The organism is Pseudomonas sp. S34 (assembly GCF_009866745.1).
GTDB lineage: Bacteria > Pseudomonadota > Gammaproteobacteria > Pseudomonadales > Pseudomonadaceae > Aquipseudomonas > Aquipseudomonas jessenii.
This window is the reverse complement of record NZ_CP019398.1, coordinates 3,518,849-3,536,893: the sequence shown is the minus strand read 5'-3', so window position 1 is coordinate 3,536,893 and position 18,045 is coordinate 3,518,849. Positions and strand designations below refer to the sequence as shown.

Here is an 18,045-nt window from a genome sequence, read left to right as displayed (position 1 = left end):
ATCAGTAAGCGACCCCGTCCGGGCCCGGTTCCGACGATTGTCTGACAAAAACCGGAAAAGTCGCCGTTTTACGGACGTTCGCTGGCTATAATGCGCGGCGAATTTCCGGGGGCTCGGACGACACATGTTGAAGTTTCTAAGGGGTGTATTACTGGCGCTGGGCATGGTCGCGGGACCGTGCGCTCAAGCGGCGTCAGTGCTGTTCCTCAACCCGGGAACCACCAAGGAAGCTTTTTGGGTCAGTTACTCGCAGTTCATGCAGGCCGCCGCCAGGGATCTGGGCATGGACCTGCGGATCCAGTACTCCGACCGGGTGCCTGAAAACATCATCAAGCAGGCGCGCGAAGCCCTCCAGGGACACAATCGTCCCGACTACCTTGTGTTCGTCAACGAACAATCCGTTGCCCCCGAAGTGCTGCGCCTGGCACAAGGCAGCGGGGTGAAGTTGTTTCTGGTCAACAATGCCTTGACTGTGGATCAGGTAAAACTGCTCGGCGCCCGACCCGACAAGTATCCCGACTGGATCGGCAGCCTGGTGCCCAACGATGAGGAGGGCGGCTACCTGATGCTCAAGGAGTTGATTCGGTTGCATCCCCCGGTGGCCCCGGGCCAGATGATTGACCTGCTGGCTTTTTCCGGTTTGAAGGTCACGCCGTCGGCGCAGTTGCGTGAGAAGGGCATGCGTCGGGCGCTGGCCGAACACCCGCAAGTGCGTTTGCGTCAGTTGGTGTACGGCGGCTGGACACGTCAGCGCGCGTACGAGCAAGCCAAACTGTTGTTCACGCGTTATCCGCAGACTTCACTGGTGTGGGCGGCCAACGACGAAATGGCGTTTGGCGTCATGCAGGCGTATGTCGAATCGGGCGGTGTTCCCGGCAAGGATGCATTGTTCGGCGCCATCAACAATTCACCCGCAGCATTGCAAGCGCTGCTCGACAACCGCCTGAGCGTGTTGCTGGGCGGGCATTTCAGCCTGGGCGGCTGGGCACTGGTTGAACTGCATGACTATGACCAAGGGGTCGACATCAGCCAGTACGGCGGTCGGGACCGACAACTTCCGCTGTTGCAACTGATTAACCGGGCGCAAGCCAAACAACTGCTGGCGTTGGGCAGCGCACAGAATTTCGGGGTGGATTTCCACAAGCTGTCGGCGAAGGGGCGACCAGCGTCCTACCGCTATCCGTTCAGCCTGCAAATCCTGATGCACTGAGCCGTTTCAGATCCCTGCCAGCAGCAACACCAGTTTGACGATGCCAAACAGCGTCAGGGCAAACACCGTGGTGAACAAAATCCCCAGGATCACGAAATGACTGGGCTTGCCGTGGGTAAAATCCCGCGCCCGGTTCTTGTTGCTCTGCACTCCGAACGCTGCCGCCATGACACTGTGCAACATCTGCCAGAAGGTTGGCGGCTTGTTGTCGACCGGATCGTCCATAAATCCCTCGCCTGTCAGTAAGTCCTCAGAGCATAGACAATCTGCCGGCCAGTGGTGCGGCCGGCCTGCGAATCGACGCATTTTGAAATCAGTCTGGGCCGATGCGATAACTATCTACCGCAGATACGGTTCACTGAAATGATGTTCTGTCGTTCCATTTTTCAGGAGCGACACAATGTCTACCCATCCCCCCTCTGTGCCCCGTCAACCTCTGGTTGCGGGCCAAACCAGCATTCACCGCGAGCTTCTTGAACAGCTGACGCCTGATTGGTTGATCGATGCCACGCCGCAGCGGCGGGCAGCCATAAAAGCCAGCGGCTCACTCGCGCCGCGCTGGTACTCGCGAGCCTCCAGCGAGCAACAGCAGGCACTGAAAGACCGTTTCAACGACAGCCTGGTTTGCCAGACCCTGCTCGACAAAACCATGTCGTCGCTGCCAGATGCCGAAAGCTTTGCCGAGCCGATACTGCAAAAGGCGCTGAAGGATCAGTTCGGGGTCGAGGCCGATGTCAACAAAACCCTGGTGTGCCTGAGGCGAGCGCTGGAAGTCAGCGATCTTGAAATCGAAATCGGCACATTCGAGGTCATGAAGCTTTCGTTGTTGCAGGCGGCACTGCATAACTTCGAAGCGTCCGAATGCGAGGCGGGCGCCTTTCATCGCGGGTCGGGCTTTGTCGTCGAGACTTCCACGCCTGGTACGTTCGAGGTCGCTACCCTCAACATGTCGGTCACGCAATTCCTTTCACTCTGCCGCAAGCTGGATATCGGCGCGCAGTATCAAACCCGTGTCGAGGCGTTTTTCCAGGCAACGGCTGCGCAGAAGAAATCGACAGTGTCCGAGCAATTCATTGCCAGTCAGAAAGCGGCAATGAGAGCAGCCGCTGAATTGGCGCTGCTGAAAAAAGATATCGAACCCGACGATTACGCAATGATCCTTTCGGTGGTTAATGGCGAGGTCCATCCCCGTGTAGGCAACAGGCCAGTCTGGTTTCGTGACCTGAACCTGATGAAGCGCAGGATGACGGGCTGTGTCGTGTTCAGCATCAGTGAACAATATCGCTATACCAACGACTACATCGTCTACATTCCCCACGATCCCGAGCACCCGCTCAAACGCTATACCTCTGAGCAGCTGCGTGAAGAATTCAAGCGCCAGTTCACCGCCCAGGACGCATTGCCCGCCAGTGGCAGCGAGCCGACCGTCCACCAGCGTTTTTTCAGCCAGTTCGTCGCCTACGCCGACCGCCCTTATTACTTCAGCCAGTTCACCCGCAAGGCTGCCGACTCTCCGACTGATCCTTTGCATTCATTCTGGTTGAAGGTCCTCCAGTACGTGCCCCCGTTGTCGTCCGTCGCCCGCATCAAAGAGCTGCCGCCAGAGCCTGCGGGTAAGCGTGAGCCGGTCGAAGATCCTTATCTCAATCCATTCGGGATGATTCGCGAGGGCGTGGCGGGCATCTGGTCCGCCAACAGCGATCTGTGGACTTATCTCTACGAGCAAAACCGCAAGAAAGTCATCGCCGACGCACGCAGCCATGCGGTGCCCACGGCGGACGTCGATGCGCGAGTACGGGCGCAAAAGCTCAACCACCTGCTGGAAATCGGCATGCTCGGATTGAACATGGTGTCGATGTTCGTGCCGGTGCTGGGGGAGATCATGCTGACGGTCATGGCGGGGCAGTTGCTGTACGAGTCGTTTGAGGGGGCGATCGAGTGGAGTGAAGGGGATCGAACGGCGGCCAAGGCGCACCTGGTCGATGTGGCCGAGAATCTGGCGCTGGCCGCGGTGATGGCCGGTGCGGGCAAAGGCTTGGCCAAGCTGACGGCGGTGAAACCCGAGCCGCTGGTTGAAAGCCTGCAGCCCATCCAGCACGCCGACGGCAAAACCCGCTTATGGAAACCTGACCTGAGCGGTTACGAACGTAACCTCATCCTGCCTCGCCATTCAGTCCCTGATGCGTCGGGGCTGCACCGGATAAATGGCAAAACCTTCATTCGGCAGGGAGGCAAGGTCTACGAAACAACCTTTGACCCATCGCTGAAAAAATGGCGCATTCGGCATCCGACGGATACCGACGCCTGGCAACCCATACTCGAACACAACGGGCATGGCGCCTGGCGCCATGCGCTGGAGCGTCCCCGGACCTGGGATCGGCTGACACTGCTGCGGCGCATCGGCCATACCACCGAGGCATTTTCCGATGAGCAACTGCTCGACATCGCCGAGGCCTGTGGTGTCGAGGACAATGCCTTGCGCAAGATGCACATGGATCACCTGGCGCCGCCGCCGGAGCTGGCCCACGCCTTAGGGCTGTTCGAAGCCGACCCCGGCACCGGCGGACCACTGCTCGAAAAATTGCAACGCGCCAGCCCGGGGCTGAGCAATGCCGCTGCCCGCAGGATTCTGCTCGATGCCAATGCCGAAGAGCTCACCCGCCTGAAATCAACGAGTCGAATTCCCCTGAAAATGCTGGAGGAGGCCCGTTGGTATACGCAACGGGGGCGCCAGGCCCAGGCTTTTACGGGCCTGCGCGCGGAATCTGCGCTGTCCGCTGACAGCCGCTGGCTCGCACTGCATGCCCTGGAAAAAATGCCGGGCTGGTCCGACGAAGTGCGGCTGGAGATCCGCGATGGCCACATCGGGGGTTCGCTTATCGATGGGATTGGCAGCGAGGCCGCGACGATCCGCAAGTACCTGGTTAAAAATGGCCCGTCCTATCAGGCATTCGACGAGCTTGGCGAAACACTTAACGGCGTGCCCGCCACCGGCGATAACTTTTACGCCTCGATCATGCACGCATTGCCCGATGAATCCCGTCGCGCATTGGGCGTTCCACACGTAGGTCAAAGCGCAGGTCTGAAGCAGGGAGTGATCAAATCGGCGTTCGAGCATCGCGCGCAATTGTCGCGCATGCTGGAGCAGCGCAGCGGTCACCGCAAGGCGTTCAAACCACCCGTACGCGTAACCGAGCGCCGGGTCGGCTACTACGCCAGCGGGCGCGGGCAAGGTTTGAATCCTTCGCTGGTGTCGCGGGTTCAGGATGTCTACCCGGCGCTGACGGATCAACAGGCCAATGGATTTATCCTGGCGCAACTGCGCGCGGGAAAAACCGACGCACAGATTTATAGCCTTCTGCAGGAGCGTATGCGCGAGTGGGAGACCCTCGAGGCAACGCTCGATCAATGGGTTGGCGAGCCGACAGCGGGTACTGTCCTGGAGTCGATGCTCGGAGGCAAGGCCTCGGTCGCCGAGAGTCTCAAGGAATCCTGGCGCAATTCGCCACTGGCCGCAGAGCGTTCGCGCTACAGACTGCTTGACCTGGTTTGTGATGACCCAATCCCCGCGCTGTCGGCGGACTTCTCCCATGTGCGAGATCTGTATGTCCGGGGTCGAAGCATCACCGACGCCAATGTCGATGCGATGCTGGCGAATTTTCCAAAGCTCAATCGACTGCGGATCAATGGCACAGGCAACAATTTCAGCACCGTGCCCCAGGTACTGAGCAGCATGCCGGATCTCAGAGCGCTTAGCCTGTATTCTGCTGCGCCCTTCGCCGCAGACATGCCGTCGAGGCTGGGGGCGTTGACGACGCTCGAGGAACTCAGCGTGTATTCAACCTGGGGCGTTCCCGTGGCGCTGGACGTCAGTCGGCTACGCAATCTGCGTCAGCTTGAAGTGATTGCACCGTCCATGGATCAATGGCCAACCGGGGTTCTGGAACTGCCCCGTCTTGAACGTCTGAACCTCACCGGGACTGCCATTAGCACCTTCCCCGATGGCATTTTCGAAGGGCATGAAAAACTCTGGTCCGGGTTGTCGCTGGATTGGTCGAACATGCCGCGTCCAAACTTCAAACAGGCCTATGAGTATCTCCGGCGTCAGCCCCGGCACCTTGTTGTTCTGGAAGAAATGGTCAGGGATTACTGCAAGGGCGAGTTGAAGCGTCTTGCTGAAGGCATCAATTCCCCGTCCGCGGGATTGTTCAATCAATTTGTCGAGCAGTGGCAAGACGCAGGGGCGAGATTCGACGCCGTCGAAGCATTGAGCGAGCAGCATCATCAGCTCAACCGGCAGCTTGATGACTGGTCCCAACGCGCGCTGCAATTGCCCGGAGCGGCGAACGAGATCATGGGGCGTACATTGACGGCAAATGCCCTGAGAGCCTGCTGGCGCAACGGCGCATTCAAACGCTACGGCTCGACGGCTGAAGCTTCGGTACTCGACTGGCCGAGCCTGGCGTTGAGTGAGTTTCCCGAATTGCCGGACGGCGCCTTCCCTGAAGTACGAACCTTGTATCTGAAGGGTAATAGAGCCCCCGTCGAGCAGATCCGCAATTTCGTACGCAAGTTTCCCGGGCTTGAAAAACTTGACGTGAGTGGCGGCGGTCTGGCCGAAGTGCCCTTTGCGCCCGGTGATCTTGAAAAGCTGACTGATCTGGATCTTTCCAATAACGCAATTGTTGGCGACGCCGGGGTTCAGCAAGCTTTTGATGGATTGCAGGCACTGCAATACCTGGACTTGAGCAACAACCCGTTGAATGCCTTGGATGTCAGTGCAATGACCCGCCTCAAGTCCTTGAACCTAAGTGGCACAGCGCTGCAAGAATGGCCGACCGGGGTACAGGAGCTGCCAGAGCTGTATTGGCTGGACTTGCGAGACAGCAGGGTCAACGCGCTGCCGGAGCCGCTTGCGGATGAGACGCTGCTCAAGACCAACCTCGCGGGCACACCTTTAACCCCTCAAGCCGTCGCCATGCGCAACGCAGCCAGGCATCGAATGGAAATGGCCAAATGTCTTCCGGCCGGCGCGCTGGAACGGTTCGACCTGGAACAGGTGCCACAGGATTTCCCGCCGTTCGAAAGCGGCAGTTCGATCGCGCTTCAATTGTTGCCGCTGCCGGAAGTCCCGGCGGGAGAAGGGGTTGCGGTTTTGACAAAGCGCCTGCAACGACTGAAACCGACACTCGCCGATGATGACGCTTTGCAAATGATCGAACAGATGCAGGGGAGCGAAGCTGCGAGCGTGAAAATTGCCGAATGGGAGAAAACCTATGAAACGCTCACGCGCCAATTGAATGGCTGGCTGTTTACCCGGGGATCCCGCGGTAATGGCTGGATGACGTCTTCCAGCATTCGCAGGCAGGCTGCCTTGCGGATCCTCGAATGCTGGCAAACAGGTCTGAGCGGCACGGGCGCGGTGGCTGATGCGGTGCTGGATCTGAACGGTCTGCAACTGGGTGACCTGCCTGAGGTGCCGGTATCGTTCGAGCATGTTGGCACGTTGAAACTGACGAGCGTAAAACTTACCCGGCAAGGTTCCGATGGGTTCCTCAAGGCCTTTACTCGCCTGAAAACCCTGGACCTCAATGGCAATGGGCTGGATGCCGTTCCAGAGCCGGTCCGTTACATGGACAGGCTCGAGCGTCTGGAAATGTCCTCGAACCAGATGGCCGATACCGAGCAGCTGTATGCCTCATTGAACAGTCTGGAGCGTTTGCGCTGGCTGGACTTGAGCTACAACGCATTGGATGCCTTTGATATCAGTATTTTCGAGCAATTGGAGACGCTGGATCTGCGCAACAATAATTTGACCGAATGGCCGGACGGGGTGTTCGACAGCCAACACCTGGGCACGCTCAATCTCAGTGGCAACGACATCACGTCGATCCCCGAGCAGGCCCTGAGTGGCGACCATGACGTTTTGACGGCCGGTACGGATCTGAGCGACAACGACAACCTGTCGCTTGAGAGCCTTGAACGACTCAGGGATTACCGTGAAGCGGGTTTCCACGACACGGTGCTGGGGATCTCGCGGGCCGATCTTGACGAGTTGATCGATGACGCCAACGGCGATGGCGGCGATAGCAGTGAAGGCATCGATACGGATGAGGACCTGTCAGAGACCGAGCCGGATCCCGAGCAGAAAACACCGTGGTTGGCCAATCTTCCTCCTGAGGAGGTGGCGAGCAAAACCGCGTTATGGAATCAACTCGCGGCGGAACCGGGCAATGAGGCGTTTTTTCATCTGCTTTCACGACTGCGGGATACTCAGGAGTTCAGGGTGGCAAACGCCGATCTGACGCGGCGGGTATGGACGGTCATTGAAGGCGCCGCCAGCGATTCCGAACTGCGGGAGATCCTGTTTGCCAGTTCCAGCACCCACGGCACGTGTGTCGACGGTCGAATCCTGACGTTCAGCGGACTGGAAAGCAGAGTCTTCACCCACAACGCCTTGCTTGATATTCCCGTCGGGCGCCCGAGTGTGAAGGGGCATGCACTGCTGAATCTATCCCGGCAGCTGTTTCGACTGGACAAGGTCGACGATCTTGCGAGGAAAATCGCCGCGCAAAGCGGGCAGGATGAAGCCGAAATACGCTTAGGCTATCGAATCGGGCTGACACAAGGGTGGGCGGACGGCCTGGAGCTGCCAGGGCAACCGAAACACATGACCTATGCCTCGGGAGTGACCGCTCAACAACTGGCGGACGCGCGAATCGAGATCGTCAACGCAGAGCAGTCCGATGGTTTCTTTGAAGACTTGATCCAGCGCGACTATTGGGAAAGTTATCTCAAGGAAAAACATCCTGACGTGTTCAAGGCTCTGGATGAGATGGATGTGCAGGAGGAAGTTGAAAACGCTGACGATGCGGCATTACTGACTCAGCTTTTCGAGCAGAGGGCGGCGCGTAACGCGAAGATGATCGAATTGTCCCGACAGGAGGTCGCGGAGCTGACGACTGCCTCAAACAGGTAAATCACCTGTGGGAGCGAGCTTGCTCGCGATGGGGGCTTGATGTTCAACATCAATGTTGACTGATACGCCGCTATCGCGAGCAAGCTCGCTCCCACAAGGTTTTTTTCAGTTGATCACTCAGTTGTCGTAACCGAGATTCGGCGCCAGCCAGCGCTCGGTAACGCTCAGTTCCTGGCCTTTGCGCGACGTGTAGCTCTGCACCTGGTCCTTGTCGATCTTGCCCACGGCGAAGTACTGCGCCTGCGGGTGAGCAAAGTACCAGCCGCTGACCGCTGCCGCCGGGAACATCGCGTAGTGCTCGGTGAGGAATACACCGCTGCGGCCTGCGCGCATTTCCTGGGCCTCTGGGTCTAGCAGGGCGAACAGCTGGGCTTTCTCGGTGTGATCCGGGCAGGCCGGGTAGCCCGGAGCCGGACGAATTCCGCTGTACTGCTCCTTGATCAGAGCCTCGTTATCCAGCGCTTCATCCTTGGCATAACCCCAATAGTCTTTACGCACCTGCTGGTGCAGCCACTCGGCGCACGCCTCGGCCAGTCGGTCGGCAAGTGCCTTGACCATGATCGAGTTGTAGTCGTCGCCAGCGTCCTGGTAGGCCTTGGCCACTTCTTCGGCGCCGATGCCGGCGGTGGTGATGAAACCACCCACGTAGTCGGTCACTTCACTGTCCTTGGGCGCGACGAAGTCGGCCAGGGAGAAGTTCGGCTTGCCGTCGGTCTTGATGATCTGCTGGCGCAAGTGATGCAGCTTGGCCATTGGCTTGCCGTCATCGCCATAGAGCTCGATGTCGTCGTCATGCACCTGGTTGGCCGGCCAGAAGCCGAACACCGCGCGAGCGCTGATCAGTTTTTCGTCGATCAATTTGCGCAGCATTTCCCTCGCGTCGTTGTACAGCGAGGTGGCGGCTTCACCGACCACTTCGTCCTGGAGAATGCGCGGGAACTTGCCGGCCAGGTCCCAGGATATGAAAAACGGCGTCCAGTCGATGTATTCGGCCAGCACGTCGAGGTCGATGTTGTCCAGCACCCGCGCGCCGGTGAAAGTCGGTTTGACCGGCGTGTAGGACGCCCAGTCGAATTGCGGCTTCTTGGCAATGGCTGCGCCGTAGCTCAGACGCTCGGTACGGGCACTGCGGTTGGACGTGCGCTCGCGAACTTCGATGTAATCCTGGCGGGTTTTCTCGACAAAACCGGCCTTGAGTTCCTTGGACAGCAACTGGGTCGCCACGCCCACGGCGCGGGAGGCGTCGGTGACGTAGATCACCGCGTCGTTGCTGTACTTCGGCTCGATCTTCACCGCCGTGTGCGCCTTGGAGGTGGTGGCGCCACCGATCATCAACGGCAGGTGGAAGTCCTGACGCTGCATTTCGCGGGCGACGTGGACCATCTCGTCCAGCGACGGGGTGATCAGGCCGGACAGGCCGATGATGTCGCACTTCTGTTCCTTGGCCACCTGCAGGATTTTTTCCGCCGGCACCATCACGCCCAGGTCGACGATGTCGTAGCCGTTGCAGCCCAGCACCACGCCGACGATGTTCTTGCCGATGTCATGCACGTCGCCTTTTACGGTCGCCATCAGGATCTTGCCCTTGGCCTCCGGCTTGTCGCCTTTTTCCAGTTCGATGAACGGGATCAGGTGGGCCACGGCCTGTTTCATCACGCGGGCGGATTTCACTACCTGAGGCAGGAACATTTTGCCGGCGCCGAACAGGTCGCCGACGATGTTCATGCCGGCCATCAACGGGCCTTCGATCACTTCGATCGGGCGAGCGAAGGACTGGCGCGATTCTTCGGTGTCTTCGACGATGTGGGTGGTGATGCCTTTGACCAGTGCGTGCTCCAGACGCTTGTTGACGTCCCAGTTGCGCCACTCTTCGGTCTCGGCTTCCTTGACGCTGCCGTCGCCCTTGTACTTGTCGGCGATGGCGAGGAGGGCGTCGGTGCCTTCCGGGGTGCGGTTGAGGATCACGTCTTCCACGGCATCGCGCAGTTCCAGCGGGATCTGGTCGTAGATCTCCAGTTGCCCGGCGTTGACGATACCCATGGTCAGCCCGGAGCGGATCGCGTACAGCAGGAACACCGAGTGGATCGCCTCGCGCACCGGGTTGTTGCCACGGAACGAGAACGACACGTTGGACACGCCACCGGAGGTCAGGGCATACGGCAGTTCGTCACGGATGTAGGCACAGGCATTGATGAAATCGACGGCGTAGTTGTTGTGTTCTTCGATACCGGTGGCCACGGCGAAGATGTTCGGGTCGAAGATGATGTCTTCCGGCGGGAAGTCCACTTCGTTGACCAGAATGTCGTAGGAACGTTTGCAGATTTCCTTCTTGCGCGCTTCGGTGTCGGCCTGGCCGGCTTCGTCGAAGGCCATCACCACCACGGCGGCGCCGTAGCGCTTGCACAGTTTGGCGTGGTGAATGAACTGCTCGACGCCTTCTTTCATGCTGATCGAGTTGACGATGCCCTTGCCCTGGATGCACTTGAGGCCGGCTTCGATCACTTCCCACTTGGAGGAGTCGATCATGATCGGTACGCGGGAGATGTCCGGTTCACCGGCAATCAGATTGAGGAAGGTCACCATGGCCTTCTTCGAATCGAGCATCCCTTCGTCCATGTTGATGTCGATCACCTGGGCGCCGGCTTCGACCTGCTGCAGGGCGACTTCCAGGGCTTCGGTGTAGTTGTCTTCACGGATCAGGCGGGCGAACTTGGCGGAACCGGTGATGTTGGTCCGCTCGCCGACGTTGACGAACAGCGAGTTGCGATCGATGGTGAACGGCTCCAGACCCGAGAGGCGGCAAGCCTTCGGGATGTCCGGAATCTCGCGCGGCGCATAACCGGCCACGGCCTTGGCGATGGCCTCGATGTGGCCCGGCGTGGTGCCGCAGCAGCCGCCGACGATGTTGAGGAAGCCGCTCTGGGCGAACTCTTCGATGACCTTGGCGGTTTCCGACGGCAATTCGTCGTACTCGCCGAATTCGTTCGGCAGGCCGGCGTTCGGGTGCGCGGAAACGTGGGTGCTGGCCTTGTTCGACAGCTCCTCGAGGTACGGGCGCAATTCACGGGCGCCAAGGGCGCAGTTCAGGCCGACGGAAATCGGCTTGGCGTGGGCCACGGAGTTCCAGAATGCTTCGGTGGTCTGGCCCGACAGGGTGCGGCCGGAGGCGTCGGTGATGGTGCCGGAAATCATGATCGGTAGTTCGACGCCCAGTTCCTCAAACACGCCTTGTACGGCGAAGATCGCGGCCTTGGCGTTCAGTGTATCGAAAATGGTTTCGATCAGGATCAGGTCGGCGCCGCCTTCGATCAGGCCTTTGGTGGATTCGGTGTAGTTTTCCACCAGTTCATCGAAGGTCACGTTGCGGTAGCCAGGGTTGTTCACGTCCGGCGACAGCGAGCAGGTGCGGCTGGTCGGGCCGAGCACGCCGGCAACGAAGCGCGGCTTGTCCGGGGTTTCCAGGGTCTTGGCGTCGGCGACCTTGCGCGCCAGGCGTGCGCCTTCTACGTTTAACTCATACGCCAGGCCTTGCATGCCGTAATCGGCGAGGGATATCTGGGTGGCGTTGAAGGTGTTGGTTTCCAGAATGTCGGCGCCGGCATCCAGGTAGGCTTTTTCAATGCCGCCAATCACGTCCGGGCGAGTCAGTACCAACAGGTCGTTGTTGCCTTTGACATCGCTTGGCCAGTCAGCGAAGCGTTTGCCACGGTAATCCTGCTCTTCGAGCTTGTAGCTCTGGATCATCGTGCCCATACCGCCATCGAGAATCAGGATGCGCTCTTTGAGGGCGTGCTTGAGAGCTTGAAGGCGAACGCTGCGATCGGACATTTGGACTACTCGGTAAGGCCATGACGAAGGGCCGGGATGATAGCAAACCTGTGCGCTTTTGGAGCGTGACTCGAATTTGCATGAATATCGTTCATGTTGGTAAGGGTGACAGACCGGTAGAATCGCGACGTTTTTTCAGGATTCGGGACCAGGGACATGTCGTATCGCTTCGTCATCGGCACATTGCTGCTGTTTTTAAGCTGGGGCGCCGTGGCGCAAGGCCCGGCGATTTCCTCTGCCATGTCACCTGTTATCTCCTACAGCCGCGACATTCAACCGATCTTCACTGAAAAGTGCGTGGCCTGCCACGCCTGCAATGACGCCGCCTGTCAGCTCAACCTGGGCAGCGGTGAGGGCGCGGTGCGGGGCGCGACGAAAGTCCCTGTCTATGACGGTGACCGCCGCCAGGCGGTTGCACCGACCCGACTGTTCTATGACGCCTCCGGCAAACAAGCCTGGCAGCAAAAGGGCTTCTATTCGGTGCTCGATGCCCAGGGCAGTCAGGCCGCACTGATGGCGCGGATGCTGGAGCTTGGCCACAAGACTCCGTTGCAACCCAACGCGAAGCTGCCGGAAGACATCGTCCTGGGCCTGAACCGGGAAAACATGTGTGCCATGCCCGCGGAGTTCGACGGCTATGCCGCCAAGCATCCGAAGGAGGGCATGCCGCTGGCAGTGACCGGCCTGACCGACCAGCAGTACCAGACGCTGCAACGCTGGCTGGCGGCAGGCGCGCCGATCGATCAGCAAGCGCTGGCGCCCAGCGCCAGGGAAGCCTTGCAGGTGGTGCAATGGGAAAACCTGCTCAATTCGCCGGGAGCCCGGGAAAGCCTGGTGGGGCGCTGGCTGTACGAGCACTGGTTCCTGGCCCATCTCTACTTCAAGGACGGTGAGCCTGGGCATTTCTTCCAGTGGGTGCGTTCGCGCACCCCGACCGGCCAGCCGATCGACCTGATCAACACCCGTCGCCCGAATGATGATCCGGGCACGCAGTTTTACTATCGCCTGTGGCCGGTACAGGGCGTGATCGTGCACAAGACCCACATCACCTATCCGCTGGGTCCGGCGAAGCTGGCGCGGGTCAAGAGCCTGTTCTACAGCGGCAACTGGCAGGTCGACGCATTGCCGGGCTATGGACCGCAGAGCCGGGCCAACCCCTTTGCCACTTTCGAAGCGATTCCGGCCCAGGCGCGCTATCAGTTCATGCTCGATAACGCCGAATACTTTGTGCGCACGTTCATTCGTGGGCCAGTGTGTCGCGGCCAGATCGCCACGGACGTGATCCGCGATAATTTCTGGGCGCTGTTCCAGGCGCCCGAGCACGACCTGTATGTCACGGATCCGAACTATCGCGGGCAGGCCACGCCATTGCTGGCGATGCCGGGGCAGAACGATGATGTCGGCAGCGTCCTCAGCCTGTGGCACGACTACCGTGACAAGCGTAACGAATACGAAGCCTTGCGCCGGGACAGCTACGCCGATGAACCAGCACCGAGCTGGTCGACCCTGTGGGCCGGCAACGACAATGCGTTGCTGAGTATCTTCCGCCATTTCGACAGTGCTTCGGTGACCAAAGGCCTGATCGGCGAGGTGCCGCAAACGATATGGCTGTTCGACTATCCGCTGCTGGAGCGCACCTACTATCAACTGGCAGTAAACTTCGATGTGTTCGGGAACCTGTCCCATCAGGCTCAGACGCGCTTGTATTTCGACTTGATCCGCAACGGTGCCGAACAGAATTTCCTGCGCCTGATGCCCGCCGACTCCCGGGATGACTACCTTGATGACTGGTATCAGAACAGTGGCAAATTCAAGATGTGGCTCGACTACGAGACCATCGACGACGACAAGCCGACCGCGCTGAAGCTTGACGCGCTGGACCCCAAGCGCGACTTTGCCATGCAGTTGCTGGCCCGTTATGGCGATCTCAATGCAAGGCCCGACCCGATCAATCGCTGCGACGGCGCTTACTGTTCGCGGCCAAACATCGATCCGGACCTGCAAAGTGCCGAGCAGGCATTGAGCCGCCTGACTTCGCGTCCGGCCGCCGGACTGAGGGTCATCGATCAGTTGCCGGAGGCCACGCTGCTGCGTATTGAAACCGGCAGCGGCAAGCGTGAGGTCTACAGCCTGTTGCGTAACCGTGCCCACAGCAACGTGGCGTTTTTGCTCGGTGAATCACTGCGCTATCAACCGGGGCTCGACACCCTGACGATTTACCCGGGTGTGCTCAGCAGCTACCCGAACTTCATGTTCAACATCCCGGCCGGGCAAGTGCCGGCGTTTGTGGATGCGATGGAAAGCGCCAAGGACACCGACAGCTTCGAGAAAATCGTCGAACGCTGGGGAATACGCCGCAGTCATCCGCAATTCTGGGCTTATTTCCATGACCTGAGCCGCTACATCCACGAAAACGATCCGGTGGAAGAGGGCGTGCTGGACATGAATCGCTACGAGAACCTCTGATCGGACGCAGATCCCCTGTGGGAGCGGGCTTGCTCGCGAAAACGGTGTGTCAGTCGCAATTGATTTGCCTGACACGACGCCTTCGCGAGCAAGCCCGCTCCCACAATTCTTTCCCGACAAAAATACTAGGACTTTGTCCGGCGCGTTGATTGGCGTAAACTGCGCCCAAGCCTGCGAGGAGTTTCCATGACCGCTATTACCATCACTGACGCCGCCCACGATTACCTGGCTGATCTGCTCTCCAAGCAGAACACCCCGGGCATCGGCATCCGCGTCTTCATCACCCAGCCTGGCACCCAGTACGCCGAAACCTGCATTGCCTACTGCAAGCCGGGCGAAGAAAAACCCGAAGACACCGCGCTGGGGCTCAAAAGCTTCACCGCGTACATCGACCACTTCAGCGAAGCCTTCCTGGACGATGCCGTTGTCGACTACGCCACCGACCGCATGGGCGGCCAGCTGACCATCAAGGCGCCAAACGCCAAGGTACCGATGGTCAACGCCGACAGCCCGATCAACGAGCGCATCAACTACTACCTGCAAACCGAGATCAACCCGGGGCTGGCCAGCCACGGCGGTCAGGTCAGCCTGATAGACGTGGTCGAAGACGGCATCGCCGTCCTGCAGTTCGGTGGTGGTTGCCAGGGCTGCGGCCAGGCCGACGTGACGCTGAAGGAAGGCATCGAGCGCACCTTGCTCGAGCGCATCCCGGAGCTCAAAGGTGTTCGCGACGTGACCGACCACACGCAGAAAGAAAACGCCTACTACTAAGGTGTTCGCTGCGAATTGAAAAAACGGCGCCCCGTGAGCGCCGTTTTTTTATGGGTCGAATTCACTGAAGCCTTCGCGAGCAAGCCCGCTCCCACAGGGGAATGCATTCCAAATGTGGGAGCGGCGGTGCGGCGATCCGACTTGCTCGCGAAGAGGGCGCTATGGGCGATAGAGATGCGCATGCCCCGCACGATACAGCGATGACTCGCTGAAGTGGTCACTGCCCAGCACCCGACCCACCAGAATCAACGCCGTACGACGAAATCCCTTCGATTCAACCTTCCCGGCTATATCTGCCAGCGTGCCCACCACCCAATCCTGATCCGGCCAGCTCGCGCGGTGCACCACTGCAATCGGGCAATCGGCGCCGTAATGGGGCAGCAGTTCCTCGACGATCTTCGCCAGGTGACTGACCCCCAAATGAATCGCCATGGTCGCGCCGTGCTGCGCCAGGCTGGAGAATTCCTCTCCGGGTGGCATGGCGGTTTTGTCGGCGTAGCGAGTCAGGATCACGCTCTGCGAAATGTCCGGCAGGGTCAGTTCCGCGCCCAAGAGCGCTGCACAAGCGGCTGTGGCAGTCACGCCGGGTACGATTTCGAACGCAATGCCCAGTTCACGCAGATAGCGAATCTGCTCGCCAATGGCGCCATACAGGCTCGGATCGCCAGAGTGCACCCGGGCCACATCCTGGCCTTTGGCGTGGGCGGCCTTGATCAGGTCGATGATCTGTTCCAGGTGCAGTTCGGCGCTGTTGACCACCTGTTCGGCACAGTGACCTTCCAGTACGGCGGCCGGCACCAGTGAGCCGGCATATATGATCACCGGGCAACTGCGAATCAGCCGCTGGCCCTTGACGGTGATCAGTTCGGGGTCGCCGGGACCTGCGCCAATGAAGTAGACGGTCATCGTCGGTTCCTGTGGGAAAAAGGGGCTGAACAGGTCTTCAGATGAAGAATGTTCATGATCAAAGGCGGGGATTATCGGTTTTTACGCAGCACCAGCCAATGCCAGGGTTGCCTGGGCATATTTTTGTCGTGGAATCAGCAGTTTTGCCGGGGCCTGGGCCAGTTGTTCGGCCAGGGCCAGTGCGGCGCTTTCCGCAACGCCGTAGCAACCGGTGCGTTCAAACGCTATTTGCGATTGATGGCTGAGTTGCGGTTCATAAGCGGCCAGTTGCTCACTGCTGAAATACATCAGTTCCAGGCCGAGTTGCTGAGCCAGTTCGATCAGTGCAGGTTCGTCGCGCTTCGAATCGATGCTGGCCAGCGCCTTGATTTCATGACGGGCAATCTGGTGCGCCTCCAGCGCCTGATCGAGCAGCGCCAACAACGTGCTGACGGGGCAGCCCCGTTGGCAGCCCAGACCGACCACCAGGGTCGGCGCTGTGCTGACGTCAGTCATGCGTTGTATTGACCATCGCTTTTGCGACGGAACAACCAGGCGCTGATCAGGCCCAGGGCCAGCCAGAATGCCACGTTGGTCAGTTGCGAAGCGATTTTGAACCGGGTTTCCAGTGCCTCTGGAGCAAGCATCGAATGCACCTCCGGTTGCGGCGCGCCAATCACATGGGGAACGGCGAGGATCGCCGCGCCGAGGACTTTCATCAGCCAGTGACGGCTGAACACGATCAGCGCAATACCGACGGCGGTGGAGGCGGCGGTACCGACCCACCACAGTTGCCGTTGTGCCAGGTCGGCGGCGGCAGTGCCTGGCAATTCAGGCGGCAGGCCGAGGGTCGGGGCGAGCACGAAGGTCGCGTAACCGGCCAGGCCCCAGAGCAGGCCTTGAGAGGTTTTGGTCGGCGCACGCAAGGTGTACAGGCCGGCCAGCATCAGGGCGAAACCGACCGCCACCACCAGGTTGCCACCGGTGGTCGACAGCACGCGCTGCCAGCCGTCTTGCGGCTCCCAGGCTTGAGCATCATGAGTGTGGGCAGCCACCGCACCGTCGGCGTGTTCATGCATTTCAACAGCGGCCGGTTCGGCTTTTTCGTAGGTCTCGGCCTGCAAAATCAGCGGGGCGACCCAGAAACTTTGCAGCAGGGTCAGCAACAGGGCGGCCAGCAGCCCGGTGAAACCTGCGGTTTGCGCAATACGCTTGATCATGTCGACAGCTCTCAATGGCACGGGAACGCGGAGCTGTGACGGGTATCGTGGGCGGCGTTGTGCACCGCTTCGATGTGCGAGAAACCGGCGAAATACACAAGGCACGCGCCCAGGATCGACGCGCAGACGGCGGCGGCCAGACGTTGAGTCAGGGTTGAGGTGGTGCTCGCGGCTGTGTGTTCGGCGCTGCTGATGATCGACATGGCGTTTCCCTCTGGTCTGTCAGCGGGGAATTAAGAGCGCATGTAAAAACCCGCACGACCAGGCGCGCAAGGTTTCAAACAGCGCCCGCCCACCGCGGGTTTGTTGGTTCAGTGATCGTACTGGTCACTTTGTGTTGCGGGCCGGTCTCCGGGCTCACGAGGGGCAAAGGCTTGCGCCTGGACCTGAAAGCATCACCTTCCCATGCCGCAGTGGCACAGTGGATCTGACGCTTCGCTCGCTTACCGTTGCGGGGGCAGCACCGGACTGACATGGCTTAAGAGTAAAGCACATGATTCACCGGTTTCCCGTTTCACCCTGTGAAGGGCACCCGTAACAAGGTGTGTAGGAGAGCATGGGCGGGGGTTGGGCGTCAATTGGCAGGGGTTCTCGTTTGAGTTTCTGTGGCGAGGGGGCTTGCCCCCGTTGGGCTGCGAAGCGGCCCCCTTACTTTTATCCAGACAAAGCGTGCACTCTGGATTTGC

10 protein-coding genes and 1 riboswitch are annotated in these 18,045 nt (G+C 59.8%); of the genes, 4 read left to right on the top strand and 6 right to left on the bottom strand.

The genetic code is table 11. The features are described from left to right. Positions 1-124 precede the first annotated feature (124 nt). Positions 125-1,210 carry an ABC transporter substrate-binding protein gene (locus tag PspS34_RS15755; RefSeq protein WP_150814454.1) on the top strand — a complete coding sequence of 362 codons (1,086 nt, stop codon included), beginning with the start codon at positions 125-127 and terminating at the stop codon, positions 1,208-1,210. A 6-nt stretch (positions 1,211-1,216) separates the two neighbouring features. Here PspS34_RS15755 and PspS34_RS15750 read toward each other — a convergent pair whose 3' ends face one another. Then, entirely contained in the window at positions 1,217-1,435 is a 219-nt protein-coding gene (locus PspS34_RS15750; RefSeq protein WP_057714552.1) for a DUF2970 domain-containing protein, read from the bottom strand. Positions 1,436-1,610: 175 nt separating this feature from the next. On the opposite strand from PspS34_RS15750, the gene PspS34_RS15745 reads away from it, so the two are divergent. Then, complete coding sequence (locus tag PspS34_RS15745; protein WP_159390133.1) at positions 1,611-8,189, top strand: NEL-type E3 ubiquitin ligase domain-containing protein; 6,579 nt, start codon at positions 1,611-1,613, stop codon at positions 8,187-8,189. A 117-nt stretch (positions 8,190-8,306) separates the two neighbouring features. On the opposite strand, the gene metH is transcribed toward PspS34_RS15745, so the two are convergent. Beyond that, positions 8,307-12,017: a methionine synthase gene (gene metH, locus PspS34_RS15740; RefSeq protein WP_159390132.1), complete on the bottom strand. Its 3,711-nt coding sequence runs from the start codon at positions 12,015-12,017 to the stop codon at positions 8,307-8,309. Between the two features lie 156 nt (positions 12,018-12,173). Here metH and PspS34_RS15735 point away from each other — a divergent pair, with 156 nt between their 5' ends. Next, a complete protein-coding gene (locus PspS34_RS15735) occupies positions 12,174-14,483 on the top strand; it encodes a fatty acid cis/trans isomerase (protein WP_159390131.1) in 2,310 nt (769 codons plus the stop codon). 186 nt (positions 14,484-14,669) lie between these two features. Continuing rightward, positions 14,670-15,254, top strand: a complete 585-nt coding sequence (gene nfuA, locus PspS34_RS15730; protein ID WP_008059275.1) for a Fe-S biogenesis protein NfuA — start codon at positions 14,670-14,672, stop codon at positions 15,252-15,254. Between the two features lie 159 nt (positions 15,255-15,413). On the opposite strand, the gene cobM is transcribed toward nfuA, so the two are convergent. From cobM to PspS34_RS15710, 4 genes are all read right to left on the bottom strand, one after another. Then, complete coding sequence (gene cobM, locus PspS34_RS15725; RefSeq protein WP_150814460.1) at positions 15,414-16,160, bottom strand: precorrin-4 C(11)-methyltransferase; 747 nt, start codon at positions 16,158-16,160, stop codon at positions 15,414-15,416. A gap of 81 nt (positions 16,161-16,241) precedes the next feature. After that, positions 16,242-16,655, bottom strand: coding sequence for a cobalamin biosynthesis protein (locus PspS34_RS15720; RefSeq protein WP_102671349.1), 414 nt, complete (start codon positions 16,653-16,655; stop codon positions 16,242-16,244). Further along, positions 16,652-17,359 (bottom strand): CbtA family protein, encoded by a 708-nt coding sequence (locus PspS34_RS15715; RefSeq protein ID WP_150814461.1) that lies wholly within the window; start codon positions 17,357-17,359, stop codon positions 16,652-16,654. The genes PspS34_RS15720 and PspS34_RS15715 overlap by 4 nt, the downstream gene beginning before the upstream one ends. 11 nt (positions 17,360-17,370) lie before the next feature. Then, the gene (locus tag PspS34_RS15710) at positions 17,371-17,562 is read right to left on the bottom strand and encodes a CbtB-domain containing protein (protein ID WP_057714565.1); all 192 of its coding nucleotides are present in this window, start codon (positions 17,560-17,562) and stop codon (positions 17,371-17,373) included. Between the two features lie 121 nt (positions 17,563-17,683). Continuing rightward, a riboswitch (cobalamin riboswitch) is annotated at positions 17,684-17,910 on the bottom strand. Positions 17,911-18,045 lie beyond the last annotated feature (135 nt).